The organism is Prochlorococcus marinus XMU1411 (assembly GCF_017696075.1).
Classification (GTDB): Bacteria; Cyanobacteriota; Cyanobacteriia; order PCC-6307; family Cyanobiaceae; genus Prochlorococcus_A; species Prochlorococcus_A marinus_V.
The window spans coordinates 527,400-552,926 of sequence record NZ_JAAORI010000003.1; the positions used below are offsets into that span (position 1 = coordinate 527,400).

The 25,527-nt window shown below is 29.6% G+C and carries 24 protein-coding genes and 1 tRNA gene; 15 read left to right on the forward strand and 10 right to left on the reverse strand.

All coding sequences use genetic code 11. The features are described from left to right. Window position 1: 1 nt before the first annotated feature. The 6 genes from HA145_RS04715 to HA145_RS04740 form a co-directional block, all read right to left on the reverse strand. Window positions 2-535 carry a peroxiredoxin gene (locus HA145_RS04715; RefSeq protein WP_209128079.1) on the reverse strand — a complete coding sequence of 178 codons (534 nt, stop codon included), beginning with the start codon at window positions 533-535 and terminating at the stop codon, window positions 2-4. A 5-nt stretch (window positions 536-540) separates the two neighbouring features. Further along, window positions 541-777, reverse strand: coding sequence for a 50S ribosomal protein L28 (gene rpmB / locus HA145_RS04720; protein WP_025881448.1), 237 nt, complete (start codon window positions 775-777; stop codon window positions 541-543). Window positions 778-816: 39 nt separating this feature from the next. Next, window positions 817-2,721, reverse strand: coding sequence for a molecular chaperone HtpG (gene htpG, locus HA145_RS04725; protein WP_209128080.1), 1,905 nt, complete (start codon window positions 2,719-2,721; stop codon window positions 817-819). Between the two features lie 118 nt (window positions 2,722-2,839). Then, entirely contained in the window at window positions 2,840-3,991 is a 1,152-nt protein-coding gene (locus tag HA145_RS04730) for an ATP phosphoribosyltransferase regulatory subunit (protein WP_209128081.1), read from the reverse strand. 22 nt (window positions 3,992-4,013) lie between these two features. Continuing rightward, window positions 4,014-4,862: an inositol monophosphatase family protein gene (locus HA145_RS04735; RefSeq protein WP_209128082.1), complete on the reverse strand. Its 849-nt coding sequence runs from the start codon at window positions 4,860-4,862 to the stop codon at window positions 4,014-4,016. 5 nt (window positions 4,863-4,867) lie between these two features. Next, on the reverse strand, window positions 4,868-5,242 hold the full coding sequence (locus HA145_RS04740; protein ID WP_209128083.1) for a 2Fe-2S iron-sulfur cluster-binding protein: 375 nt from the start codon (window positions 5,240-5,242) through the stop codon (window positions 4,868-4,870). A 49-nt stretch (window positions 5,243-5,291) separates the two neighbouring features. Between HA145_RS04740 and HA145_RS04745 the strand changes: the two genes are divergently transcribed. From HA145_RS04745 to HA145_RS04765, 5 genes are all read left to right on the forward strand, one after another. Then, window positions 5,292-5,378 (forward strand) — tRNA-Ser (locus tag HA145_RS04745). A 212-nt stretch (window positions 5,379-5,590) separates the two neighbouring features. Then, window positions 5,591-7,588: a molecular chaperone DnaK gene (dnaK, locus tag HA145_RS04750; protein WP_209128084.1), complete on the forward strand. Its 1,998-nt coding sequence runs from the start codon at window positions 5,591-5,593 to the stop codon at window positions 7,586-7,588. After that, window positions 7,539-8,498: a DnaJ C-terminal domain-containing protein gene (locus tag HA145_RS04755; protein ID WP_209128085.1), complete on the forward strand. Its 960-nt coding sequence runs from the start codon at window positions 7,539-7,541 to the stop codon at window positions 8,496-8,498. Before dnaK ends, HA145_RS04755 begins: the two co-directional genes overlap by 50 nt. A gap of 33 nt (window positions 8,499-8,531) precedes the next feature. Further along, window positions 8,532-8,915 carry a DUF3110 domain-containing protein gene (locus tag HA145_RS04760; RefSeq protein WP_209128086.1) on the forward strand — a complete coding sequence of 128 codons (384 nt, stop codon included), beginning with the start codon at window positions 8,532-8,534 and terminating at the stop codon, window positions 8,913-8,915. Between the two features lie 38 nt (window positions 8,916-8,953). Next, window positions 8,954-9,391 carry a peptidylprolyl isomerase gene (locus HA145_RS04765; protein WP_209128087.1) on the forward strand — a complete coding sequence of 146 codons (438 nt, stop codon included), beginning with the start codon at window positions 8,954-8,956 and terminating at the stop codon, window positions 9,389-9,391. Between the two features lie 4 nt (window positions 9,392-9,395). On the opposite strand, the gene ribBA is transcribed toward HA145_RS04765, so the two are convergent. Further along, window positions 9,396-11,120 carry a bifunctional 3,4-dihydroxy-2-butanone-4-phosphate synthase/GTP cyclohydrolase II gene (gene ribBA, locus HA145_RS04770; RefSeq protein WP_245151783.1) on the reverse strand — a complete coding sequence of 575 codons (1,725 nt, stop codon included), beginning with the start codon at window positions 11,118-11,120 and terminating at the stop codon, window positions 9,396-9,398. Window positions 11,121-11,208: 88 nt separating this feature from the next. On the opposite strand from ribBA, the gene argC reads away from it, so the two are divergent. Then, the gene (gene argC, locus HA145_RS04775; RefSeq protein WP_209128088.1) at window positions 11,209-12,264 is read left to right on the forward strand and encodes an N-acetyl-gamma-glutamyl-phosphate reductase; all 1,056 of its coding nucleotides are present in this window, start codon (window positions 11,209-11,211) and stop codon (window positions 12,262-12,264) included. On the opposite strand, the gene purN is transcribed toward argC, so the two are convergent. Continuing rightward, window positions 12,248-12,904, reverse strand: a complete 657-nt coding sequence (purN, locus tag HA145_RS04780; RefSeq protein WP_209128089.1) for a phosphoribosylglycinamide formyltransferase — start codon at window positions 12,902-12,904, stop codon at window positions 12,248-12,250. The genes argC and purN overlap by 17 nt on opposite strands. 182 nt (window positions 12,905-13,086) lie before the next feature. On the opposite strand from purN, the gene HA145_RS04785 reads away from it, so the two are divergent. After that, window positions 13,087-14,670 (forward strand): glucose-6-phosphate isomerase, encoded by a 1,584-nt coding sequence (locus HA145_RS04785; RefSeq protein WP_209128090.1) that lies wholly within the window; start codon window positions 13,087-13,089, stop codon window positions 14,668-14,670. On the opposite strand, the gene leuS is transcribed toward HA145_RS04785, so the two are convergent. After that, the gene (leuS, locus tag HA145_RS04790; RefSeq protein ID WP_209128091.1) at window positions 14,667-17,243 is read right to left on the reverse strand and encodes a leucine--tRNA ligase; all 2,577 of its coding nucleotides are present in this window, start codon (window positions 17,241-17,243) and stop codon (window positions 14,667-14,669) included. The genes HA145_RS04785 and leuS overlap by 4 nt on opposite strands. Before the next feature lie 107 nt (window positions 17,244-17,350). Between leuS and dapF the strand changes: the two genes are divergently transcribed. Genes dapF through HA145_RS04810 form a run of 4 tightly spaced genes read left to right on the forward strand, consistent with a single transcriptional unit; the run spans window position 17,351 to window position 21,234 of the window. Continuing rightward, window positions 17,351-18,211 carry a diaminopimelate epimerase gene (gene dapF / locus HA145_RS04795; RefSeq protein ID WP_209128092.1) on the forward strand — a complete coding sequence of 287 codons (861 nt, stop codon included), beginning with the start codon at window positions 17,351-17,353 and terminating at the stop codon, window positions 18,209-18,211. Then, window positions 18,211-19,383, forward strand: coding sequence for a cysteine desulfurase family protein (locus HA145_RS04800; protein WP_209128093.1), 1,173 nt, complete (start codon window positions 18,211-18,213; stop codon window positions 19,381-19,383). Before dapF ends, HA145_RS04800 begins: the two co-directional genes overlap by 1 nt. Beyond that, window positions 19,383-20,009, forward strand: a complete 627-nt coding sequence (locus HA145_RS04805; RefSeq protein ID WP_209128094.1) for a DUF1995 family protein — start codon at window positions 19,383-19,385, stop codon at window positions 20,007-20,009. Before HA145_RS04800 ends, HA145_RS04805 begins: the two co-directional genes overlap by 1 nt. Before the next feature lie 7 nt (window positions 20,010-20,016). Continuing rightward, entirely contained in the window at window positions 20,017-21,234 is a 1,218-nt protein-coding gene (locus HA145_RS04810) for a D-alanyl-D-alanine carboxypeptidase (protein WP_209128095.1), read from the forward strand. Window positions 21,235-21,241: 7 nt separating this feature from the next. On the opposite strand, the gene coaD is transcribed toward HA145_RS04810, so the two are convergent. Next, the gene (gene coaD / locus HA145_RS04815; protein ID WP_209128096.1) at window positions 21,242-21,715 is read right to left on the reverse strand and encodes a pantetheine-phosphate adenylyltransferase; all 474 of its coding nucleotides are present in this window, start codon (window positions 21,713-21,715) and stop codon (window positions 21,242-21,244) included. 59 nt (window positions 21,716-21,774) lie between these two features. Between coaD and HA145_RS04820 the strand changes: the two genes are divergently transcribed. The 4 genes from HA145_RS04820 (at window position 21,775) to HA145_RS04835 (ending at window position 25,526) form a co-directional block, all read left to right on the forward strand. Further along, the gene (locus tag HA145_RS04820; protein WP_209128097.1) at window positions 21,775-22,263 is read left to right on the forward strand and encodes a flavin reductase family protein; all 489 of its coding nucleotides are present in this window, start codon (window positions 21,775-21,777) and stop codon (window positions 22,261-22,263) included. Between the two features lie 9 nt (window positions 22,264-22,272). Then, window positions 22,273-24,231, forward strand: coding sequence for an excinuclease ABC subunit UvrC (uvrC, locus tag HA145_RS04825; RefSeq protein WP_209128098.1), 1,959 nt, complete (start codon window positions 22,273-22,275; stop codon window positions 24,229-24,231). Between the two features lie 88 nt (window positions 24,232-24,319). Further along, complete coding sequence (gene hemJ / locus HA145_RS04830; RefSeq protein ID WP_209128099.1) at window positions 24,320-24,886, forward strand: protoporphyrinogen oxidase HemJ; 567 nt, start codon at window positions 24,320-24,322, stop codon at window positions 24,884-24,886. Then, complete coding sequence (locus HA145_RS04835) at window positions 24,879-25,526, forward strand: PHP domain-containing protein (RefSeq protein ID WP_209128100.1); 648 nt, start codon at window positions 24,879-24,881, stop codon at window positions 25,524-25,526. The genes hemJ and HA145_RS04835 overlap by 8 nt, the downstream gene beginning before the upstream one ends. The last annotated feature ends 1 nt before the right edge of the window (window position 25,527 follow it).

Genomic DNA, 25,527 nt, shown 5'->3' on the forward strand with positions numbered 1-25,527 from the left:
CTTATATTTTTTTCTTTAGAACGTTAAGAACTTCTTTAGCATGATTTATAGGTAAAACACTAATCCATCTATAAGAAATTTTCCCATCAGGAGAAATCAAAAAAGTATTTCTATCTGAGAATGGAGGAATCCAGGAACCATATTTATCACTAATAATTCCGTTAGGATCAGATAATAAGGTGTAGTTTATGGATTTCTCGCTGCAAAAACTTTCATGAGAATCTTGATTGTCAGCACTAATGCCAACAATTTCGGCATTATTTTTTGAAAAATCTTTTTTAAATTCTGAAAAACCTTTAGCTTCAAGAGTACAGCCTGCTGTAAAATCTTTAGGGTAAAAATATATAACAAGCCATTTACCTTGAAAATCACTTAATTCCCAAGTTTTTTTTGTTTTTATGTTTTTATTAAAACCTTCTAATTGAAAGTTTGGTGCCATATCTCCAACCTCAGGAGCAAAATCAAAAGAGAAGGCTGAATTACAATTAAATAAGAGAATAAATGGAATTAATATACTTACAACTAAATTTCTCATCAAATTTAGAATTTTTTTAAATCAACTCCATTTGACTTAGCAAATTTATCTAAACCTACTTTTTGTATAGACTTTAGAGCTTTGGTACTTATTTTTATATTTACCCATTTTTTGCCCTCTTCCCACCATAGTCTCCTTTTTTGGAGATTAACTTGCTGTAATTTTTTTGTACGAATATGTGAGTGACTCACTGCCATCCCGTTATTAGCTTTTGCACCAGTAAGTTCGCAAACTCTTGACATATTTATTGAGTTATATCTTTTAAAATCTTAACACATGACTCAATTTGCTGAATTAAGTAATTCTGAAATTAATTCGGCATTATTTTTTTGTAAATTAATTATCTGCTCTTGATCTAATCCACCAACGGAAAGCTTAGCCATATCATAAACATGATTAACAATTTTAGATGCTAATGGATTTTCAATAGGATCTTTTTTATCAATAATTATTTTGTTGCCTTTAATTGTATTAAGACCAACAATAAGTGGATGTTCTTTGTTAATTAAGAGCACATGATATTCAGGTAAGCCAGGCATCTTTTGTTCCATGTAAGCTCCCATATCATTAATTCTTCTCATTTGTTCTGGGAGCAAGATCATCGCTGGTGGAGCATCTTTACTTGAAAGTGACTGCACTTTAACTGTTACTTTCTCATTGTTAAGGGCCTTAACTACCGTATCTTTAAGATTATCTGCATTTGATTTTCCATCTTTATCTACAATTTCTTTAGATTCTTTATCTTCTAGTTCATTTATTTCTGAATCAACTCTTTGGAATTGATAATCTTCATTTTTACTTTCCAACCATGGAAGAAATTGTGCGTCAATTAAGGGATCTGATTTAATAACTTCTTTATTATCAGATAAACAGATATTTAGTGCACTAGACTGTGCAATCAAATCTGAACAGTAAATTATTTTTTTAGAATCAGTTAATTTATTTCGATCTTTGTAATTTGCGAGAGTTGTGAAATATTTATCATTTGACTTGATGAGGGATTTATTTTCAATATCTTTAGTTACGTCTTTCTCTGAATTTATTATTGATTCAAAAATTATACTGTTATTAACTAAATCAGCAAATTTTTCATCTTCGATAGCACCAATTTTAATAAAAGCAGAGATTGAATCCCAAATTTCTGCATAAAATTCTGGAGAATTTTTTATAAGATCCTTCAGTTTATTAGCAATTTTTTTTGAGATAAATGATGATATAGACCTTACTTTTCTATCTGTTTGTAATGCACTTCTACTAACATTTAGAGGTATATCTGTAGAGTCAATAACTCCTCTTAGAGGTAAAAGGTATTTTGGTACTATCTCTTTAATTGAATCGCTTACAAATACTTGATTGCAAAATAGTTTTATTTCTCCCTTTTCCCAATCAGCTCTACCTGACAACTTTGGGAAATACAATATCCCTTGTATATCATAAGGATAATCTGTATTTAGATGAATCCATAACAGTGGATCTCCCTGGAAAGGATAAAGGTATTTATATAACTCAATATAATCTTCATCTTTTAATTCACTAGGTTGTTTTCTCCAAGGAGGATTTTTTTTATTAATAGTCTCACCTTCAAGTAACACGTCTATTGGCATAAAGTCACAATATTTTTTTATTAGTGATTTAATCCTTTCAGGCTCGATAAACTCTTTTTCTTCTTCAAGTAGGTGAAGAATAACATCTGTACCAACTGTCTCTCTCTCTGAATCCTCTAATGTGAAATTTGGCGACCCATCACAAGACCATTTAAAAGCTTTTGATTCCCCAATTGCCGATTTAGTTAATATATCAACTCTATCTGCCACCATGAAACTTGAATAAAAACCTAGTCCAAAATGACCTATGAATTCATCATTATCTTTTTTGTATTTTGTTAGGAATTCTTCTGCACTAGAAAATGCAACTTGATTTATATACTTCTTAATTTCTTCATCATTCATTCCAATTCCATTATCGGAAATTGTTAACATATTTTTTTCACGGTTAATTGTTATTTTTACTTGAGCCTCCTCTGTATTCTCGCAATCACCTGCCATAGAGGCCATTCTTCGTTTACTTATTGCGTCAACTCCATTACTAACAAGCTCTCTTAAAAAGATTTCATGGTCAGAATATACTGCCTTCTTGATAATTGGGAAAATATTTTCTGTATTAATACGAATTTCGCCTTTTTCCATTTAAAAATAAAAATCAAACATACAAATCCTATTTCTTAAAAACTAGTTAATCAAGTTTTATTAGGAGTATTGTCCGAACACTATATGAATTTAAAGTTAAATAAATTTTAGAAAGGGTTTATTTAACCCACAAAATCTCACTACAATTATTTTCTTTCATAATTTGATTCGCTTTAGCCAAGTCCTCACATGGATTTAAATGTAAGACAGCAATATTTCCCTTTTTCTGTTGTACTTTTTGTGCATTCATACCTTTTTCTAACAAATAAGAATCTGTAAACATCAATAAAATCCTTTTTTTATCTGTCTTTTCTTCCTTAATTAAATTTCTTAAAATATCAACTGAAATTGTAAATCCAATCCCATTAAATATTTTCTCATTAGGACTAAAAGATCTTACTAACTCATCATATCTTCCTCCTTTTGCGATGACGCTTTTATTTTTACCATTATCCCCAATTAGTTGAAAAACTATTCCTTCGTATAAATTCAAGTGAGGTTGAAAAGTGGGATCAAGTTGTAATTTAACACCATATTTATTTGATATTTTTGATAATGTTTCAAATAAGAAATTTAAGTCTTCTAAAGTTTTACTATTGCCATATATGGTTTTTAATTTTTTTAATATTGCAATTGGTTCTCCTCGAGTAAATAATAGATCTTTAAGTATATATTTATCATCTTCATCTATTTCTATTTTAGATAAATTATCTTGATCAAAATTAACCAGACTTTTTTTAATTTCTTCAAAATTATTATTCTTATATTTGTTCAGTATCAAGTCCATTATTTTTGTGGTACTAACAAGTAGACATAAATTACAGCCATCCTTCAAATTAATATTATCGATTGCATCAAACAAAATATTAATAACTTCAATTTCTGGACATTTTGTATCATATCCAATTAATTCAATTCCACTCTGCAATTTTTCTTGTAAATTAAATGAATTTTTTTTATTTTGTTTTTTGTCAAAGACCATTCCATTTGTGAATAACCTTATGGGTCTTTTCTTATTTATTAATCTGGTTGATGACAATTTAACAATTGATGTTGTCATTTCTGGCCTAAGACATAATGAATTATTACTTACTATTCCTACAACCTGATTTTCGTCAATTACGCCACGGCCTTTAATCGTCTCTAAAGTATTTATAAATGAGGGTGAAACCTCTTCATATCCCCATAGTTTATAAATACTATTTAAATTATTTATGATGTTTGAATTATTTTTTACATCGACTAATTTGATTTCTTTTATATCTGTCATTTTATTATTTAACTAACTTTATTTACGTATAGAGATTTTTTTTAAGTGGAGAGACTTTATCTAGTTCATTTTTTAATTCATTCTCAAGGCTAGGAGAACAAGCTAAAATTCTTCCTGAACTTAAATTAAATTCGCCTGATGGATAATCAGAAATAATACCACCAGCCTCTTTAACAATAATAGCACCGGCTGCAATGTCCCATACTTCTAGTCCTCTTTCCCAGTATCCATCAACCTTACCTGCCGCAACAAATGCTAGATCAATTGCTGCTGCACCTCCTCTTCTAACACCTCTAGTCTTATGTGTTAAATAACAAAATTCAGCATAATTATTATCTTCTGTCTCAAATCTGTCATAAGAGAAACCAGTTACAAGTAGACTATCAGAAAGATTAGAGGGACTCGATACTTTAAGTTTACTATCATTGCAGAATGAACCTAAACCTATACAGGCTGAATATAGTTCATTTAAATAAGGAACTGATATAGCCCCTATAATTGGCTTATTTTTGTACACAAGTCCAATAGAAGTACCAAAAAAAGGATATCCATGGGAATAGTTTGTTGTACCGTCTAATGGGTCTATACACCACGTTAAATCAGAAGATTTGGTTAATTTTCCCGATTCCTCTGCATTTATAGATATGTTTGGTGTCTCTTCTAATAAATATTCTTTAATTTTATTTTCTACTTCCAAATCTACATTGGTAACTAGATCACCCTTCCTACCCTTTGATGATATTTTTTGAATTTTATTGTAATTAACTTTTAAAATTTCATTACCAATTTGAGCGGAAGTTTTGGCTATTTCATACAAAATGGATAAGTTAACTTGATTTGCAAGTTCCTCTATTTCACATAATTCGAACATAATAGTTAATCTTCCTCAAATTCCCAAGGTGGCGCAACTCTTGTATTTCCCCTCCCAAAATATTTTCCAAATTGTAAATCGTAAACTTCATCTTCATATGTAGTTTCAACCTCAAGATCCGAAGTTGCTTTAGCCACACAAAGAAGTGCATATCCTTTGTCTTTTAAAGCCTGAGATACACCCATTGCTTCAGGTTGTTGCAAGGTACCAGATTTAATTTTAACTGCACAACTTGTACAGCAACCATTTCTACATGAAAATGAAAGCTTGAAACCTTTCTTTTCAAATTCCTTAAGTATATATTCATCACTATTAACCTTCTCTTGGTAGACCTTTCCGGTTTCCTTATTTTTAATAGTAACTGTGAAAGTCTTTTTCAAATAACTTTACTCAAAAATGGGATGATAAAGGGTTAAAATGGACATCTTGGGAGAGGTGGCCGAGTGGTTGAAGGCGCAGCACTGGAAATGCTGTATAGGGGCAACTTTATCGAGGGTTCGAATCCCTCTCTCTCCGTTTTATATTAGTTTATATTGGTCAACTACATCAACAACATTGTTTTAAAATATGTTTTAAAATAAACAGTAATCTTTTTGACAAATTATAAATAATCTTATTTATTTAAATTAAGTTGAAAATATTTGATTTTTACTATTATATGTAAATATCTAAGATAAAAATTAATTTAATTATTAGTAAATTTTGCTTTAATTTAGCGATCTAAAATCATGGGGCAAATAGTTGGAATTGATTTAGGTACTACTAACTCTGTTGTAGGAGTTATAGAAGCTGGACGTCCAATCGTTATTGCAAATTCTGAAGGTTCTAGAACTACTCCTTCAATAGTTGGATTTACAAAAGATAAAGAAATAGTTATAGGAGACCAAGCGAGAAGACAACTTGTCCTAAATCCTAAGAATACCTTTTATAACCTAAAAAGATTTATTGGTAGCGACTGGGATGAATTAGATGAGAATAGTATTTCTGTTCCTTATAACGTAAAGGCTAATACCACTGGAAGCGTTAGGGTTCTTAGTCCGAATACAGAAAGAGAGTATGCGCCAGAAGAATTAGTGAGTTCATTAATCAGAAAATTAATTAATGATGCTGAAACATATCTTGGTGATACTGTTGACTCTGCTGTTATTACAGTCCCTGCTTACTTTAATGAATCACAAAGGCAAGCTACAAAGGATTCTGCAATATTAGCTGGTATTAAAGTAGATAGAATATTAAATGAACCTACAGCTGCTGCTCTAGCTTACGGTTTTGAAAAAAGTTCTTCTAATAATGTTTTAGTTTTTGATTTAGGGGGAGGAACATTTGACGTCTCGTTATTAAAAATTTCTAATGGTGTATTTGATGTTAAAGCCACTTGTGGTGATACTCAGCTAGGAGGTAACAATTTTGATTCAAAAATAGTAGATTGGCTTGCAGAAAAATTTCTTACTAAACATGATATTGATCTTAGAAGGGATAGACAAGCGTTACAGAGACTAACTGAGGCTGCTGAAAAAGCTAAATGTGAATTGTCAGGATTGCAAAAAACAAAAATATCCTTACCTTTTATCACCACTAGTAATGAGGGTCCATTACATATTGAGGAAACCTTAGATAGAAAAATATTTGAATCATTATCTCAAGATCTTCTAGATAGAATATTAGAGCCTGTGCAAATAGCATTAGATGACTCCGGATGGAACGCAGAAGATATAGATGAGGTAGTTCTTGTCGGAGGCAGCACAAGAATTCCAATGGTTCAACAATTAGTAAAGACTCTTGTTCCAAATGACCCTTGTCAATCTGTTAATCCTGATGAAGTTGTAGCAGTTGGAGCTGCGATACAATCTGGAATTATTAGTGGTGATTTACAAGATTTACTCCTAAATGACGTTACTCCCTTATCTTTAGGTTTAGAAACTATTGGTGGACTTATGAAGGTACTCATTCCTCGTAATACTCCAATACCAGTTAGACAATCTGATGTTTTTAGTACGTCTGAAGCTAATCAATCATCAGTGGTTGTTCAAGTACGGCAGGGTGAAAGGCCTTTAGCATCTGAAAATAAATCACTAGGTAAATTTAGATTATCAGGAATACCTCCAGCTCCAAGAGGAATACCTCAAGTTCAGGTAGCATTTGATATTGATGCTAATGGCCTTTTAGAAGTAAGTGCAACTGATAGAACTACTGGAAGAAAGCAAACAGTTACAATTTCTGGAGGTTCTAACTTAAATGAACAAGAAATAAATTCGATAATTGAAGAAGCAAAAGCAAAAGCTAATGAAGATAGAAAGAGAAGATCTGTAATTGATAGAAAAAATAGTGCTTTAACTCTTATTGCGCAAGCTGAGAGAAGACTTAGAGATGCTTCATTGGAATTTGGCCCTTATGGAGCTGAAAGACAACAACGAGCCGTTGAATTAGCCATTCAAGATGTTGAAGAGTATATAGATGATGATGATCCTCAAGAATTAGAAATCTCAGTAAGTGCTCTTCAAGAAGCATTATTCGGCTTAAATAGAAAATTTGCAGCAGAAAAGAAAACTGATAATAATCCCTTACAAAGCATTAAAAATACATTTGGATCATTAAAGGATGAGCTCTTTTCAGATGATTATTGGGATGATGATCCTTGGGATAATCAAATGAATAGAAATTATAGAAATTCGAGGTATGGTAATTCTAGGGACGATGATCCATGGGACAATGACTACTTCCTCTAAAAAAGACTATTTGTCGATTTTGGGTTTATCCCCCGATTTCGATGATAAAGAACTTAAAAAGGCTTTTCGAAAAGAAGCAAGAAAATGGCACCCAGATTTAAATAAAAACGATCTTAATGCAGAAGAGAGATTTAAATTAATTAACCAAGCATACGAATATCTACGCAATCCCAATATAAGAAAAAATATTTCGGATGAAAATATCCATGATGAATATGAAAATAATAATTTCAAGACAGGGTTTCCTGATTTTCAAGATTATCTTGATTCCTTATTTGGATATGAATACTCACCAAAGAATTACGAGGAATATGATAATGAACTATTTGAGGATGAATCAATAAATACAAATAATGATGAATTTAATAATTATGAATACCCTACAACCTCTCCAGAAGAGCCACCTCCAGTTAAACTCCACCAAGATATTGAAACAATTATTGAATTAACTCCTGATGAGGCCTTAAATGGAGCTTCAATTTTAATTGAGCTTGAAGATGAAACCGTAGTAGAAGTCGATACGCCTCCTTTCGCTGGAGATGGGTGGCGATTAAGACTTGAAAATATTGCAAGGGGAGGTAAAGATCATTATTTACAGTTAAAAGTTCAAACCGAAAGTGGTCTAAGAATAGACGGTTTAAGAGTTCTTTATAAACTAGAGTTATTTCCTCATGATGCTCTACTTGGTTGTGCAGTAGAGGTCCCCACCCTTGATGGAAATGTCACACTTCAAGTGCCACCAAAATCATCTACGGGCAGAATGTTACGTTTGAAAGGTAGGGGTTTAACTTTCGAAGATAATGTAGGTGATCAATATGTTGAAATCTTGGTAGTGATACCTGCTGATATTAATGATGAAGAAATTGCTTTATATACAAGATTACAAGAATTATCACTTTCTGATTCTTAATCAAATATTATATAAATAGAAAAATAGATACTTATGAACATATTTGTTCTTTTATATAATTCAGGAACAGATAAGGAAGGAATTCATTCAATCGAACTAAAAGGCAGGACCATTGTTCTTATGTTTGAAGATAAGGATGATGCAACAAGATATTGTGGTCTATTAGAAGCTCAAGATTTTCCTTTGCCAACAGTTGAAATGATCAACATTCAGGAAATAAAAGATTTCTGCATTAAATTAGACTATGAATGCAAATTAGTGGAAAAAAATTTTGTACCTAAAACAGCAGAAGATAGGTTGTTAATTTCACCACCACAGAAAAACCTAGAAGTTGATAATTGGGAGGAAGACAAAAATAGTAAAAAAGATAACATTGATATAAATACCATTAAGGAAAACCTTGAAAAGTTGCTTTAGCTATTAAAATATAAGAATAATTATTAAACAAATAAAACATGACAACTGCATTATTTGAAACAGAAGTAGGGGACATTAATATTGAATTTTTCTCTGGCGACGCACCTAATACAGTTAAAAACTTTACGAATTTGATTAGTGATGGTTTTTATGATGGTCTAGCATTTCACAGAGTTATTCCTGGATTTATGGCTCAGGGTGGATGTCCTAATACTCGTGACGGGGCATCTGGTATGCCTGGGACTGGAGGTCCTGGATACAATATTAAATGCGAAATTAATTCCAATAAACATTTAAAAGGCTCACTTTCTATGGCTCATGCAGGAAAGGATACAGGTGGTAGTCAGTTTTTCATAGTCTATGAACCTCAGCCTCATCTCGATGGAGTTCATACTGTTTTTGGTAAGACTGATGATATGGATGTAGTTCTAAAGCTTACTAATGGTTCAAAAATTCTTAAAGCTACTTTAAAATAGTAACTTAGCCTTCAAAAACAATACTAAATGTCTCTTTATCTAGATTAAATTTTCTTGTAGATGAATATAAGATTTCATTATTAATAGTAAATTTAGTATTGATTAATTTGATGCTACTTTTTGGGTGTAATGCCTGTTCAATGTTTCTAGAAACAATAATTCCAATCTTTGTACTATTTTCATAATTAGATAAAAACTGAATAAATAGTTCTATATTCCTTATTTCTTCATCAGTAATGTTGGAATTAGTTCTATTGTGATCATGTAAAATTCTCCAAATTAATTTTGGTCTATTCCAAAAAGCCAATAATCTTGGTGTACTTTCTAGTTTGATATTAATGTTCTTATAACTACAGAATTTAATAACGTCATTTCTTATCGGAACTAGATCGATAGATTTATATTTTCCGTCAAGAAAAATTGATATAAATGGATCAATATTACTGGAATTAGAATCATCATCATCAATCATGTGGCCTAACTTTGTTTTTTTAACGCTCAAATATTCTGCATTATTATCGTTTGGACAAATAACTAATGGAACTCTCTCAATAACTTCTATTCCATAACCACCTAATCCAGCTATCTTTCTAGGATTGTTGGTTAATAATTTTAATTTTTTTATACCTAAATCAGTTAAAATTTGTGCTCCAACTCCATAATTTCTGAGATCAGCTGGAAAACCTAATTTTTCGTTAGCTTCTACAGTGTCTAATCCACCATCTTGTAAACTGTAAGCTTTTAATTTATTTATTAGACCAATACCTCTGCCTTCTTGTCTCAAGTAAACTACAACTCCTTCTTCCTCCTTTTCTATTCTTGATAAAGCAGCCTCTAACTGGGGTCTACAATCACAACGTAATGATCCAAAAGCATCACCAGTTAAGCACTCTGAATGCATTCTTACAAGAACAGGTTCGCTTAATTTTGATGATTTTTGTTTAACTAATGCAACGTGCTCTGAACCATCTAGTTCATTAACATATCCATAAGCTTTGAAATTACCAAAAATACTTGGAAGAACAGCATCAGATTTTCTAAATACAAATCTCTCAGTTTGAAACCGATAACTTATTAAATCAGCTATTGATATTAATTTCATTCCCCACTGTTTTGCATACTCTTTAAGTTGTGGAAGTCTTGACATAGAACCGTCAGGATTTTGTATTTCACAAATTACTCCAGCGGGATAAAGACCTGACATTGCAGCAATATCTACTGCCGCTTCAGTATGACCAGCCCTTTTTAATACTCCACCTTTTTTAGCTCTTAATGGAAAAATATGTCCTGGCCTCCTTAAATCATCAGGTTTTGTATTTGGGTTTATAGCAACTTGTATTGTCTTTGCCCTGTCTTCAGCTGAAATTCCGGTAGTAACATTATTTTCAGGTCCAGCATCAATTGATACTGTAAAAGCTGTTTGATTTTCATCTGTATTTCTATCTACCATTAATGGTAAATCTAAAGAATCAAGTTTTTCACCTTGCATTGCTAGACATATAAGACCACGTCCCTCAGTAGCCATAAAATTAATTTGCTGTGGAGTTGCAAACTGAGCCGCACATATTAAATCTCCTTCATTTTCTCTTCTTTCATCATCTACAACAATTATGCATTCACCATTTCTTATGGCTGCCAACGCATCGCTGATAGGATCAAATTCAATTTTAAAAGATTCATTTATATCCAAAATTGTTCCATTATTTGATTTGGGACTTGTTTCTTTCATTATTCCTATCAATATAGAAAAATAGTGTTTTAGTTACCTTAAATTCAACACTTTATAATCCTATCTCAAAGTCTGCCAATTCAAAGAAATGAATGTTGCAATAGTAGGTGCTACTGGTTACGGCGGTATTCAAGCAGTAAATCTCTTAAAGAAAATAAAAAAATACAAAATTTCATTTTTAGGAGGTAATAAAACATCTGGATCAAAGTGGAATGATAATTTTCCTTTTATTTATCTAGATAATGATCCTTATATAGAAGAAATTTCCGTTGATAATATTTCAAAAAATGCAGATGTTGCTCTTCTTTGCTTACCAAATGGCCTATCTTCAACATTGACAAGGAAATTATTAGATCGAGGACTTAAAGTTATTGATTTATCTGCTGATTACAGATATAAGTCATTAGATGAATGGAAAAATGTATATTCCAAAGAAGCTGCTATTTATAAAAGGAATGATGATGATTTATGTAAAGAGGCAGTCTACGGTCTTCCTGAAATAAATAAGGAAGCCATTTCAAAAGGAAGATTAATTGCCTGTCCAGGATGCTATCCAACATCTGCTCTTATTCCATTAGTTCCTTATCTTTCGCAAGGAATTATTGAAAATGATGGAATAGTGATTGATTCTAAAAGCGGAACCTCTGGTGGAGGTCGAGAACCAAACCAAAAGCTACTTTTATCAGAATGTGGTGAAGGCTTATCAGCATACGGATTGATAAACCATAGACATACCTCAGAGATCGAGCAAGTAGCATCTATAATTTCTGGAAATAAAATTGAACTTCTTTTTACACCTCATTTGGTTCCAATTTCAAGAGGTATGCATTCGACTATATATGGGAGATTAAGAGATCCAGGATTAACTTCTGATGATTGCAGAATTCTTTTGGATAATTATTACAGAAATTTCAAAAATATTAAAGTATTACCTGTAGATACATACCCTTCAACAAAATGGGTTAAAAATACAAACCAAATTCTCCTTTCTGTTAAAGTTGATATTAGAAATGGAAGGATTATTATTTTATCTGCAATTGATAATTTGTTAAAAGGTCAGACTGGGCAAGCAATTCAAAATTTAAATATTATGAGTGGATTTTCAATGGATGAAGGTCTTGATTTAACTAATAATTTTCCATAAAATTACTTCTTATCAAATAACCAGCTTTTGAGATTGAGTGAGGTAAAATTTTATGCTCAAGCATTTGTATCCTTTTGGAAAGTGATTCAATATCATCATCATCTCTAATTGACAATGCAGCTTGCATTATCAATGATCCACTATCTACCTCCTCTTCAACAAAATGTACTGAACAACCAGTTATTTTTGAACCATTTATTATAGAGTCCTTTATCGCAGAACCGCCTTTATATGCTGGAAGTAATGAAGGGTGAATATTTATTATCTTATTTTTAAATTTATTTATAAAAAATGGAGTAACAATTTTCATCCAGCCTGCCATAACCACAAGTTCAACATCGTAATGCATTAAAGTATTTACAATTTCTAATTCAAATGCTTCTTTTTGCATAAAGTCTTTGCCTTTTATAATTTTGTGGGGTATTTTTTTACTTTCAGCTCTTTTTATACAACCGGCTTCATCTTTGTTAGTAATTAGAACTTTTATATCTATATCTAATGCTCCTTTTTCTGAGAGATTAATTAATTCCTGAAAGTTTGTTCCCTTCCCAGAAGCAAGTACACCTATTTTTAATTTTGGTGAAAATCTCCTAAATTCAGATATCTCAGGTGAAATTATGTAATTAAATGATCTATCCAAATTTTTTTATTTTTTCTAATGATAAATTCATATGAAATAAAAAAAACCCTTAATTTTAATTGTTTATATACAAAAACATATTTATTTGAAGATAATAATTTAAACAAATTTAAATGATTCAAATCTATGTACTATTCGTATAGATATAATTGAATAATAAATAAAAGAAACAAATATATAAAATGAATGAAGATTTAAAATCTTGGGATAAATTTTGTAATTATCTTTGGTTTGATAAAAAATTAAATATTTGGTTAGACATAAGCAAAATTAATTTCACAAGTAAAGAGATAAGAAATTTAGAAGATAAATTTATAGATGTTTTTTCATCAATAAAAGAATTAGAAAATGGTGCAATATCAAATATTGATGAAAATAGACAAGTTGGACATTATTGGCTTAGAAATCCATCAATTTCACCCTCTTCAAAAATAGGAGAGGAAATTAGTGCAGGTATTAATGCAATCTCTGAATTTGGAAAACAAATTTTAAATGGAGATATAAAGAATAAGAATAATCAGCAGTATACTGATGTTCTATGGATAGGAATTGGCGGTAGTGGGTTAGGACCATTACTAATTACAGAGTCTCTGCAGAAGTGTTCTAGAGGCTTAAATTTTTCTTATATCGATAATGTTGATCCTTTTTTAATTAGCGAAAAGTTAGATGAGTTATCTGAAATATTATCAACAACATTATTTGTAGTAGTAAGCAAATCAGGTGGTACGCCTGAACCTAGGATTGCTATGGAAATTATTAAAAGTCACTGCGAAAATAATTCTCTTGAATGGAATTCTAATGCTATAGCTATAACTATGAAAGATAGTAAGTTATTTAAAAAAGCCACTTCTGAAAATTGGTTAAAAATATTTAATTTGCAAGATTGGGTTGGAGGAAGAACTAGTATTACAAGCTCTGTGGGATTACTTCCATTAGCTCTTATTAATGAGAATATATCTGAATTCATTAGAGGTGCATCATTAATGGATGAAGCCACTCGTATAAGTGATTTTAAAAACAATCCAGCAGCACTATTATCATCCGCATGGTATTTGACTGGGGATGGTATTGGAAAGAGAGATATGGTCGTATTACCTTATAGAGATAGGTTACAGGTATTTAGTAAATATCTCCAGCAATTAGTAATGGAATCATTAGGTAAGAAATTTAATAGGAATGGTGAAGAAGTTAATCAAGGTATTTCAGTTTTTGGTAATAAAGGATCTACAGATCAACATGCTTATGTTCAGCAACTGAGAGATGGTATTGATAATTTCTTTTGTATTTTTATTGAATTATTAGATTCTCCATCTACTAATATTTTTGATGAAAAAGAGAATCCTAAAGAATATCTTTCTGGTTTTTTGCAAGGAACCAGATCAGCACTCTCTAGTGAAAACAGACAAAGTATCACTATCACGTTAGAAAAGTTAAATTGTTTTTCACTAGGTGCCTTAATCGCTTTATTTGAGAGGGCTGTTTCCTTCTACGCTGAATTGGTAAATATAAATGCATATGATCAACCTGGAGTTGAAGCTGGAAAGAAAGCAGCCGCAAATATTATTGAGTATCAACAAAAAGTAAGTAATTTATTAGACGAAGGTGGCGAATATTCTATAAATGACATAACGTCATTATTTGATAATTCATTGAGTGAACCTATATTTTTCATACTCCGTGAAATGTGTTTTGGTAATGATAATTATTTAGTTAAGGGCGATTGGTCAAATCCAAATTCATTAGTTATTCAAAAAGTAAATTCCTAAACAACAATATTCATAATTTTTCCTTTAACAATAATTATTTTTCTTATTTTCTTATCTTGTGTCCATTTTAATATGTTAGGTCTTTTAAGAGTCAATTCTTTAATTTGATCTTCACTCATATCATTATTTATATTTACTTTGTCTCTAACTTTTCCATTAACTTGTATAACTAGTTCATATGAATCTTCCTTTAGTGCCTCGGCATTAAAGGAAGGCCAGTGTTCTAAATGCACAGATTTTTTAAATCCTATAAGATGCCATACTTCTTCTGCAATATGAGGTGCAAATGGAGCCAACAAAATACAAAATGTTTTTAAAGCCTCAATTTTTAAATTATTGTTTACGTCATTTATGGAATTTGATAATGAATTATAAAACTTCATTAGTTCTGAAATCGCAGTATTAAATTGGTTATTTAATATGTCATTTGAAATTTCTTTTATAGCTATATTCATTGACTTTATTAAACTTTTTTCTTTATCTGGATAGGAATTAGATTTACTATTAATATTAATATCTTTTGCACAATTTATATAAAGCTTCCAAATCCTGCTTAAAAATCTAAATTGTCCTTCAACATCTGTATCTCCCCATTCCAAATCTTTTTCTGGTGGTGCTTTAAATAATATAAACATTCTTGCTGTATCTGCTCCATATTTTTTTATTACTGATTCAGGGTCTATTCCATTGTATTTAGACTTAGACATCTTCTCGAAAAGAACTTCGAGTTTAGAATTGTCAATTGGATCTGTAGGATTTGATAAGTCAGAAATATCGGAAGGAGAAACATATTTACCAGTTTTATTGTTTTTATAGGCTGCGGCCTGAACCATTCCTTGCGTTAATAGTTTTTTGAAAGGTTCATCAATATCAAATAGTTCATTATCCCGCAATGCTTTAGTGAAAAATCTTGCATATAACAAATGCAATATTGCATGCTCTACTCCTCCAACATATTGATCTACAGGCAACCACTTATTAATTTCATTCTTTTCAAATGGCTTAGTTGAACATTTTGAAGATGGGTATCTTAAAAAATACCAAGATGAACACATGAAAGTGTCCATAGTATCAGTTTCTTTTCTTGCCGCTATTCCACATTTTGGACATGTTGTATTTATCCAATTATTATTATCACCTAAAGCATTAATCTTGTTAGCGGAGATTTCTATATCTTTTGGTAATGAAACAGGCAAATCCGATTGGTTTAAAGGAACAGCTCCACATTTTTTGCAATTAACGATGGGTATCGGACATCCCCAATATCTTTGTCTGGATATTAACCAATCTCTTAAACGATATTGAATCTTATTTTCGGCCCATCCATTATTTACTCCCTCCTCTGAAATTTTTAATTTAGCAATTGTATTTGCTATTCCATTGTATTTTTTTGAATTAATAAGAAATCCATTTTCCACATAAGCTTCATCAAGCTCTTGAGTTTGTTCATTTTGATCCTTTATTATTACCTGTCTAATATCAATATTGTTTTTCTTAGCAAATTCAAAATCTCTTTGATCATGAGCAGGCACGCCCATAACAGCGCCTGTACCGTATTCATCGAGGACATAACTTGCAACCCAAATAGGAATAGGTTCAGAATTAACTGGATTTATTGCTATTAAGCTAGTTTTTATTCCAATTTTTTCAAGTTCATTATTTTTATTATTTTTCAAATATTGTTTAAGATTTTCTATATCTTGTATGGTTTCTTGATCAGAAATTTTTTTAATTAATGAATGATTAACAGAAATTGCTAAATAAGTAACTCCAAATAAAGTATCAGGCCTTGTTGTAAATACAGTTATTTTTTTTTCTGGATTGGTATTGATATTGAAATTAATATTTGTACCAATTGACTTTCCAATCCAATTATCTTGCATTATTTTTACTCTTTCTGGCCAGTTATCTAATTTTTCTAAATCCTTCAATAACTCATCCGCATAATTAGTAATTCTTAAAAACCATTGCTTTAATAATTTTTTTTCAACTACTGCCCCAGATCTCCAGGATTTACCCTCTGAATCAACTTGTTCATTCGCTAGGACTGTATTATCTATAGGATCCCAATTAACTTCTGATTCCTTTTGATATACAAGACCTGCCTTGTATAACTCTAAAAATAGATGTTGAGTCCAAATATAATAATTTTCATCACATGTTGCAAATTCCCTATCCCAATCAACTGATAGTCCTAAAAGGTTTAATTGTGACTTCATATGAGAAATATTTTTTTTAGTCCAGACACTTGGACTAATTCCTCTTTCAATCGCTGCATTCTCAGCAGGCAAACCAAAAGCGTCCCAACCCATTGGATGTAAAACAGATTTACCCTTAAACCTTTGGAATCGAGCTATTAAGTCTGTAATAACATAATTCCTAACATGTCCCATATGAAGATTACCTGAAGGGTAGGGAAACATTGATAAAGCATAAAATTTATCGCTATTCTCAGTTAATTGATCGGTTTTGTATAAATTGTTTTCTGTCCATATTGACTGCCATTTTTTTTCTATTTCAGATGGATTATATAAATTGGTATTAGACTCATATTGTTTATCGGGAGAAATCACTTAATTTTTATTTGTTAAATTATTATTTTAATATCCATTGTATAAAATAGAAATAGATTGTTAAAAGGAATAATTTATAATTAAAATTTAAAATATATTATCTACAAATGAAAAATATAACTTTTGAAAAATATCAAGGTAACGGAAATGATTTCGTAATAATAGATTCTAGAGGAAATGAATTATATAAAAATTACAAGACAAATAAAATATTTGATATAAGAAAAATTTGCAACAGGCAATTTGGTATTGGAGCAGATGGTGTGATTTTTATAGAAGAACCTAATGAAGATAATTATGCAAAAATGGTAATTTTTAATTCTGATGGTTCTGAAGCACAAATGTGTGGAAACGGAATCAGGTGTTTAGTTGAGTATCTCCACGTAAATGATTCAATAAATAATAAAAATATAGAATATAAAATTGAGACTAAAGCAGGTTTAAAAATTGCTAAATATTTAAATGATGAAATTACAGTAAAAATGGGAGTTCCAATATTAGAATGTCAAAATATACCAACAACAATTGAAAAAAAAATAAATTCAATTCCTTCACACGAATTTATTGAGAAAGATTTTAATAATATGGGTTATGCCGTAGGAATGGGAAATCCTCATTTAATATTCTTTATAAAAGAAATAGAGTCAATTGTTCTTTCCAGACTTGGTCCTATATTTGAAAAAAATGAATTATTTCCTGAAAAAACTAATGTGCATTTTTGTCAAATTTTAAATAGAGATAATATCAAAGTAAAAGTATGGGAAAGGGGTGCAGGACCAACCTTAGCTTGTGGAACAGGTGCCTGTGCTATCCATGTAGCAGCTTATAAATTAGGCCTTTGTAATTCACAAACCATAGTTACCTTACCAGGAGGTAATCTTAAAATTGATTGGTCAAAAGACGATTGTGAAGTCATGATGACCGGTAATGCTAAAAAGGTTTTCTCAGGATCAATATTAGTAAATTAATGGAAAATAATTTTATCTATTTAGATAATGCATCCACAACTCCATTATCTGAGAATGTTTTAAATATAATTAATTCAACATACAGGGATTATTGGCATAACCCTTCATCTAAATATGAGCTAGGGATAAAATGCTCTACATATCTTGAAAAAATTAGATCTAAAATTGGTTATATATTTGAAGCAAATCCAGAGGATATAATTTTTACATCTGGTTCTTCGGAATCGACAAATATTGTATTTAATAATATTTATGAGAACTTTAATAATGGTAGGGTTGTTATTTCAAATGTTGAACATCAAGCAACAACTATTTGTGCTAATAAACTAAGAAAACAAAATTGGGATATTTACGAATGGACGGTAAATAATGATGGAATTTTAAATATTTCTAATATCGAAAAAATTTTAAATAATGATACTAAGCTTGTATCAATTATTTGGGGACAAAGTGAAATTGGGACAGTACAACCTGTCCAATTTATTGGTTCCAAATGTGAAGAATTAAATATAATGTTTCATTTAGATGGAACTCAAATATTAAGTAATGGAATATTCAGTTGGAAAGATCTTAAATGTGATTTTTTAAGTTTATCTGCTCATAAATTTGGAGGTCCAAAAGGGATCGGTATTCTTTTAACAAAAGAAAAGTCTAGAAAAATTTTAAAAAATAATGACATATCACTTACTCAGGAATTTTCAATTAGACAAGGTACACAAGCTTTGCCATTAATCGCTGGAATGTATGAATCATTAAAGAATATTAAAGGAAAAATAAAATTATATGATTACATAACTGAATTTCCTTCTAATAATATTAATAAACTTAAAAATTATTTTTTTCAAAAAATTAAAGATAATAATCATATACAGATTACGGGTAGTATTAACCATAGACTTCCCAGTCATATTTCGTTTCTACTATTAAATAAACTATTTGAGCCTATAAGGGCCTATAAGGTTGTTAATTTCATGTCAGAAAATAAAATAGCCATAAGTAGTGGAAGTGCATGTTCAAGCTCATCTGGGAAACCTAGCTCAACACTTAAAAATATTGGTTTAAAAGATGATGAACTATATTCAAATATTCGTGTTACTTTAGGTTCAATAAACAATAAGTCAGAAATAGATAAATTTTTAGAACTTATTCAAATATGTATTGACAAATTTTAATGGAATCCAATTACAGACTACCTAAAGATTTAAATGAATCTCTTAAGAATATGGAGGATGCAATTATTCCAAGTTTATTAGATTCAAATAAAAGATTTACTATAGAATTTAATTTTGAAGGATTGAAGTTTAACAGAATTGGAATAACTATCTACAAGATATTGTCCAGAAATAATAATGTATTCATAACATTTGCTGATCAAGGTGCTGTGGCTTTGGCTCAAAGAGACTATCCAGATATCAAAGATAAAATCTTTACTTTTAAATCATTTAATGAATCAAATAATATAAATAATATTGATAGTGCAATGATATCGATACTACCTCAGCCATATGATTTCGATTCATTTGAACCAATGTCTGATAATTATCAAGGCACGCATTATTCATTAAATCCAAAATTTGAAGATGCCAATATAGGTATAGGAAGTGTTATTAGAGAGCGACGTAAAAACTTTGTCAAAACATGGAAAAATATTTATTTTCTGCAACCTTTAAATAAAGCTGCTCTTATGCATATTTATCCAAATAACTGGTTACTTTTCAAAGAAGAAAATAAAAGATATTTTTTTAAAAAAGAATTTGAAATTAAACCCGACAATGAATCTATTTTTGTAAATTTATAGATTGAATGTGATAAAAAAAATATATTCTTTCTTCCTAATTGTTCTTGTATTAGTAACATCTCCTTTCTTAATAAGATATTTACTAGCAAATCAGAAAATAACTATTTTAAATAATATTTATTTTAATTTCCCAGGAATAATTACTAAAAACAAAATATGTCCTACTTATGATGCTTTATTGAATCAAACACTTGATGATTCTTTTAGTGTATCAATTATTAATAATAAAGGGGAAATAATAAGTTCCTACAATGAGGATGTTCCAAGGTTGCCAGCATCTAACCAAAAATTATTCTCATCAGCTTATGTTTTAAGTAAATATAAATTAAATAATAATTTAAAAACTTCCTTATTTAAAAATAAAAACGATTATTATTTACACGGTCAAGGTGATCCAGATCTTAATTATGAACATATAATCGAACTAATTTCAAATGTTAAAGAAAATAAAATTATTAACTTTAATATTGTAGAAATTGATTCAAAATTATATTGGCCTAATGGTTGGACAAATACTGATAAACTTTACGAATATGGATCTCCAATTACATCTCTTGCAATAGAAAGTAATCACAATAAATATAATGATATTTATGCATTAAAAAATTTTATTAAAAATTATTTAAAAAATAAATTTCCAAATTCAGATATATATATAGATTTTTTTGATTCAGAAAAAACTTTTTATTTAAAAAATATTAAAGAGATAAATAAAATATATTCAACTCCAATTCTTTCATTATTAACTCTAACAAATTCTGAAAGCCATAATTTTACGGCTGAATCTCTCTTTAAAAATGCCTCAAATACATGGAACGATAATAACTATATAAAATTGAAAAGATGGCTTGAAAACAAAGGCCTCCCAGCAAATAATGCATACTTTGCAGATGCTAGTGGATTGTCTCGAAAAAATAAAATTACAACAAGGTTAGTTGTATTGTTTTTAAATAAAATGAGATATTTTCATGATTTCAAAGCTTATCAATCTACACTTTCAATTTCGGGAGTGAGAGGAACATTAGCTAAAAGATTTGTAAATAGTGAATTGTCTGGAAAGTTTTTTGGCAAAACTGGGACTCTTTCAAATGTCTTTGCATTATCTGGATATTTATATAAAAGTGAAAAGCCAATGATTTTAAGCATTATCCAAAATTCTAATAAAATTGATAAAGAAAAAGCTTTTAAATTATTACGTGATCTTTATTACTTGAAATCTTGTTAAAAAAATATTATTTAAAATATTCTTTTAAATCCCTCTCAACAGAGGGGGGTACCATGTGATTAATTTCACCACCAAATTTTGCAACTTCCTTTACTAATGAACTACTAAGAAAACTATAATTTGTATTTGTCGATAAAAATATAGTTTCAATATCATTATTAAGAGATTTATTTGTATGAGCAATCTGAAGTTCGTATTCAAAATCACTCATTGCTCTTAATCCTCTAAGAATAAGATTAGCTTTTAGATCATTTGCACAATCAACAGTTAGACCAGAATAAGAGATAACTTCAATATTAGATAAATGAGAAAGAGAATTTTTTATTTGTATTATTCTTCTTTCAAGATTAAATGTGGGTGTTTTAGAAGTATTTTCTAAAACAGCAACTACTAGATTGCCAAATATTTTTTCAGCCCTTTCTATTAAATCAAGATGCCCATTTGTTAAAGGGTCAAATGTACCTGGATAAAGAATTTTCATGAATTTATTATGATCCAATAAGAAATTTAGTTAAAATAAGATTATTAGATAAATCAATTATGACATTAAATCTAGAAGCAAAAAAAATCTTATTAAGAAAAATACCTCACGGATTATTTATTTGTGGCGTTAGAGACGAGGATAAAAATGAAGTGAATGGATTTACTGCAAGTTGGGTGACTCAAGGTTCCTTCACCCCACCATTAGTTGTAATGGCTGTTAGAGCAGAGGGTTCTAGTCATGAAATAATAAAGTCAACCAATAAGTTCTCATTAAATGTGCTCAAAAGTGATCAAAAGGATCTAGCAGCTGTTTTCTTTAAACCTCAAAAAGCATTAGGAGGTAGATTTGAATCTGTTGAATTTAATTTAGGTGAGCTTGGATTGCCTATTTTAGTTGATAGTGTTGGTGGAGTTGAATGTAATGTTGTTGGAAGTGTTATGCATGGAGACCATACCGTTTTTGTAGGAGATGTTCAATCTGCTTATCTGAATAATGATGTTGACTCACTAAATTTATCTTCAACTGGCTGGAATTATGGAGGTTAATCATTATAAATGAGTAATTCCTTTATCGAAAAAATAGATAACAAATATAATTTAAAAATTGAATATAAATTAATTAATAATAAGGAGTTATTAAAATCAAGATTATCCGAAATTCCAAAGTCATCTGGTTGTTATCTTTTTAAAGATATTGATAATAACTTACTTTATATCGGTAAATCTAAAAAACTACGCAGTAGAGTAAGTAGTTATTTCAATAATTATTCAGATTTAACTCCCCGATTAAGTTTGATGGTTCGTCAAATAACTGAAATAGAAATAATAGTTACAGATAGCGAATATGAAGCATTAAATTTAGAGTCAAATTTAATTAAAACAAACAAACCATACTTTAATATTCTTTTAAAGGATGATAAGAAATATCCTTATCTTTGTATAACTTGGAGTGAAAAATATCCTCGAATATTTATTACAAGAAGAAGAAGAAATAGAAATAATTTAGATAGATATTATGGACCTTATGTTGATGTCGGATTACTAAGGAGAACATTATTTACGATAAAAAAAATATTTCCACTTAGACAAAGACCAAGGCCAGTCTATAAAGATAGAACTTGTTTGAATTATTCAATAGGAAGATGTCCAGGTGTTTGCCAAGAAGTTATATCATCTGACGATTATAAAAAAATTATGAAACAAGTATCTATGATATTTCAAGGAAGAAATGATGACTTAGAAATATTTTTACAAAAAAAAATGCTGCAATTTTCAAATGATTTAGATTATGAGAATGCAGCAAAAATAAGGGACCAAATTTCAGGTTTAAAATTATTAACTGAATCACAAAAAATATCAATACCAGATTCTTCAATTAATAGAGATATCTTTGGAATAGTTTCAGAAAAAAAAGTAGCTAGTATACAAATTTTTCAAATGAGATCTGGTAAGCTCATTGGGAGAATTGGCTATAGTCAAAAATTAAATAATGAAGATGAAAATCTTATTTTACAAAAGATATTAGAAGAGCATTATATGAATGTTGAAGCTGTAGAAATACCATCAGAAATTCTTATTCAATATAACCTTCCTAAACAAGCCACCATAGAGGATTGGTTAACGGAGCTAAGAAAAAAGAAAGTAAAAATCTTAATCCCAAAAAGAAATAAAAAACATGAAACTGTAGAAATGGTTTTAAAAAATGCGAAATTGGAATTAGATAGAATATTAAATGGGATACAAGATAATGAATCATCAATTGAGGATCTTGCCCAAATACTTGAATTAAGCGAACAACCTAAAAGAATTGAAGGTTATGATATAAGCCATATTCAAGGTAGTGATCCTGTAGCATCACAAGTTGTTTTTATTGATGGAATTCCTTCTAAACAGCATTATAGGAAATATAAAATTAAAGATCCAAACGTTTTTGTAGGACATAGTGATGATTTTGCTTCGATATATGAAGTAATACATAGAAGGTTTAAAAAATGGTCAATATTTAAAAAAAGTGGAGGGGATTTTTCAATATTAAATGATAAAACTAATAGTAAATTAGACAATGAACTTCTATCAGATTGGCCTGATTTAATAATGATTGATGGAGGAAAAGGACAGTTAAATGCAGCTATTAAAGCATTAAAAGAATTAAATCTTGAGGAAGAAGTAACTATATGTTCATTAGCCAAAAAAAATGAAGAAATATTTATTCCAGGATTTACTAAATCTCTTGATACTGATGAAAATCAAAAAGGAGTTCTTCTATTAAGAAGGGTAAGAGATGAAGCACATAGATTTGCATTATCTTTTCATAGAGACAAAAGATCTAAGAGAATGAATAGATCTCAATTGTCCCAAATCAGTGGATTAGGACCATCAAGAATAAGAGAATTGCTTGAGCATTTTAAATCAATAGACGCGATAAGAATAGCTAGTAAAGATGATTTATCAAAAGTTAAAGGACTTGGAAAAAATTCAGTAAATGATATATATGAATATTTTAACGAGTTATAAATATTAATTAATTTTTGAAAAATAGATTTCTTGATATTGTTAAATTTAACTATATTAAAAATATATATTTTTAAATTAATCTAGTAATTTGGCAGCTGAAGCATATCTCTGGTTTAAATCACTTCACATTATTGGTGTAATCGTTTGGTTTGCGGGACTTTTTTATTTAGTAAGACTTTTTATATATCATGAAGAATCTAAAAATATGGATAATGAATTAAAAATTGCCTTTAATAAACAATACACCTTGATGGAAAAAAGGCTGGCGAATATAATCACAACACCTGGGATGATATTAGCCTTAAGTATGGCTATTTGCATGGTTATTATGCAACCAAGTTGGTTAAGTGAGAAGTGGTTGCAAATTAAAATATCTTTTGTTTTAGCATTAGTAATTTATCATTCTTATTGTTATAAAATAATGTATTCATTACAAAATGGTACTTCAACGATTTCAGCAAAAAACCTTAGATTATTAAATGAATTGCCTACTTTATTATTATTTATAATTGTACTTTTAGTTATTTTTAAAAATAATTTTCCAACTAGTGTTGCTACATGGAGCGTAGTTGGACTAATTATTTTCATGTTGGCTTCAATACAATTATATGCAAAGATTAGAAAGAAAAATGAAAATTCATTAAGTAATGAATAGGGAAGAGTTAGTAAAATTAACTTCCAATATTAATAAAAATAGTTGTCCTAAAAATATTAATTTTCACTGTCATACAAAATTTAGTGATGGAAGTCTAGAACCATATGAACTTTTAGAACAAGCTTATAAAAATAACCTGAAATTTTTATCCATAACCGATCATCATACAATTAAAGCTCATGAATATATAAAAAAAAATAATATACTCAAAAATTATCCTAAAGATTCTTTTACATTAATTTCGGGAATAGAAATTAATTGTTTGATTTTAGGATGTTTAGTACATGTAATTGGATTGGGGATAGATATAAAAAGTAAATACCTAAATCCTTACATCCTTGGAGAGTCTCCAATAGGTAATGATTTAAATATTAAATCAGTTATTAAAGCAATAAATTTAGCTGGTGGTTTATCATTTCTTGCACATCCAGCTAGATACAGGATTCCCTTTTATAAATTAATTCCAGAGGCCAAATTACAAGGTATTGATGGAATAGAGGTTTGGTACGATTATGAACTTAATGAAGTTTGGAATCCTAGTTTATTTGTATGTTCAGAAATAGATAAATTAGCAGATAGATATTCAATGCTAAAAACATGCGGAACAGATAGTCATGGACTTTCGCTATTAGGTAGATAAT

What these genes read in the sequence shown, in the direction of transcription:
- HA145_RS04715 (WP_209128079.1), bottom strand. Translation starts at nt 535, where the DNA reads ATGAGAAATTTAGTTGTAAGTATATTAATTCCATTTATTCTCTTATTT.
- rpmB (WP_025881448.1), bottom strand. Translation starts at nt 777, where the DNA reads ATGTCAAGAGTTTGCGAACTTACTGGTGCAAAAGCTAATAACGGGATG.
- htpG (WP_209128080.1), bottom strand. Translation starts at nt 2,721, where the DNA reads ATGGAAAAAGGCGAAATTCGTATTAATACAGAAAATATTTTCCCAATT.
- HA145_RS04730 (WP_209128081.1), bottom strand. Translation starts at nt 3,991, where the DNA reads ATGACAGATATAAAAGAAATCAAATTAGTCGATGTAAAAAATAATTCA.
- HA145_RS04735 (WP_209128082.1), bottom strand. Translation starts at nt 4,862, where the DNA reads ATGTTCGAATTATGTGAAATAGAGGAACTTGCAAATCAAGTTAACTTA.
- dnaK (WP_209128084.1), top strand. Translation starts at nt 5,591, where the DNA reads ATGGGGCAAATAGTTGGAATTGATTTAGGTACTACTAACTCTGTTGTA.
- HA145_RS04755 (WP_209128085.1), top strand. Translation starts at nt 7,539, where the DNA reads ATGGTAATTCTAGGGACGATGATCCATGGGACAATGACTACTTCCTCT.
- HA145_RS04760 (WP_209128086.1), top strand. Translation starts at nt 8,532, where the DNA reads ATGAACATATTTGTTCTTTTATATAATTCAGGAACAGATAAGGAAGGA.
- HA145_RS04765 (WP_209128087.1), top strand. Translation starts at nt 8,954, where the DNA reads ATGACAACTGCATTATTTGAAACAGAAGTAGGGGACATTAATATTGAA.
- ribBA (WP_245151783.1), bottom strand. Translation starts at nt 11,120, where the DNA reads ATGAAAGAAACAAGTCCCAAATCAAATAATGGAACAATTTTGGATATA.
- argC (WP_209128088.1), top strand. Translation starts at nt 11,209, where the DNA reads ATGAATGTTGCAATAGTAGGTGCTACTGGTTACGGCGGTATTCAAGCA.
- HA145_RS04785 (WP_209128090.1), top strand. Translation starts at nt 13,087, where the DNA reads ATGAATGAAGATTTAAAATCTTGGGATAAATTTTGTAATTATCTTTGG.
- dapF (WP_209128092.1), top strand. Translation starts at nt 17,351, where the DNA reads ATGAAAAATATAACTTTTGAAAAATATCAAGGTAACGGAAATGATTTC.
- HA145_RS04800 (WP_209128093.1), top strand. Translation starts at nt 18,211, where the DNA reads ATGGAAAATAATTTTATCTATTTAGATAATGCATCCACAACTCCATTA.
- HA145_RS04805 (WP_209128094.1), top strand. Translation starts at nt 19,383, where the DNA reads ATGGAATCCAATTACAGACTACCTAAAGATTTAAATGAATCTCTTAAG.
- coaD (WP_209128096.1), bottom strand. Translation starts at nt 21,715, where the DNA reads ATGAAAATTCTTTATCCAGGTACATTTGACCCTTTAACAAATGGGCAT.
- HA145_RS04820 (WP_209128097.1), top strand. Translation starts at nt 21,775, where the DNA reads ATGACATTAAATCTAGAAGCAAAAAAAATCTTATTAAGAAAAATACCT.
- uvrC (WP_209128098.1), top strand. Translation starts at nt 22,273, where the DNA reads ATGAGTAATTCCTTTATCGAAAAAATAGATAACAAATATAATTTAAAA.
- HA145_RS04835 (WP_209128100.1), top strand. Translation starts at nt 24,879, where the DNA reads ATGAATAGGGAAGAGTTAGTAAAATTAACTTCCAATATTAATAAAAAT.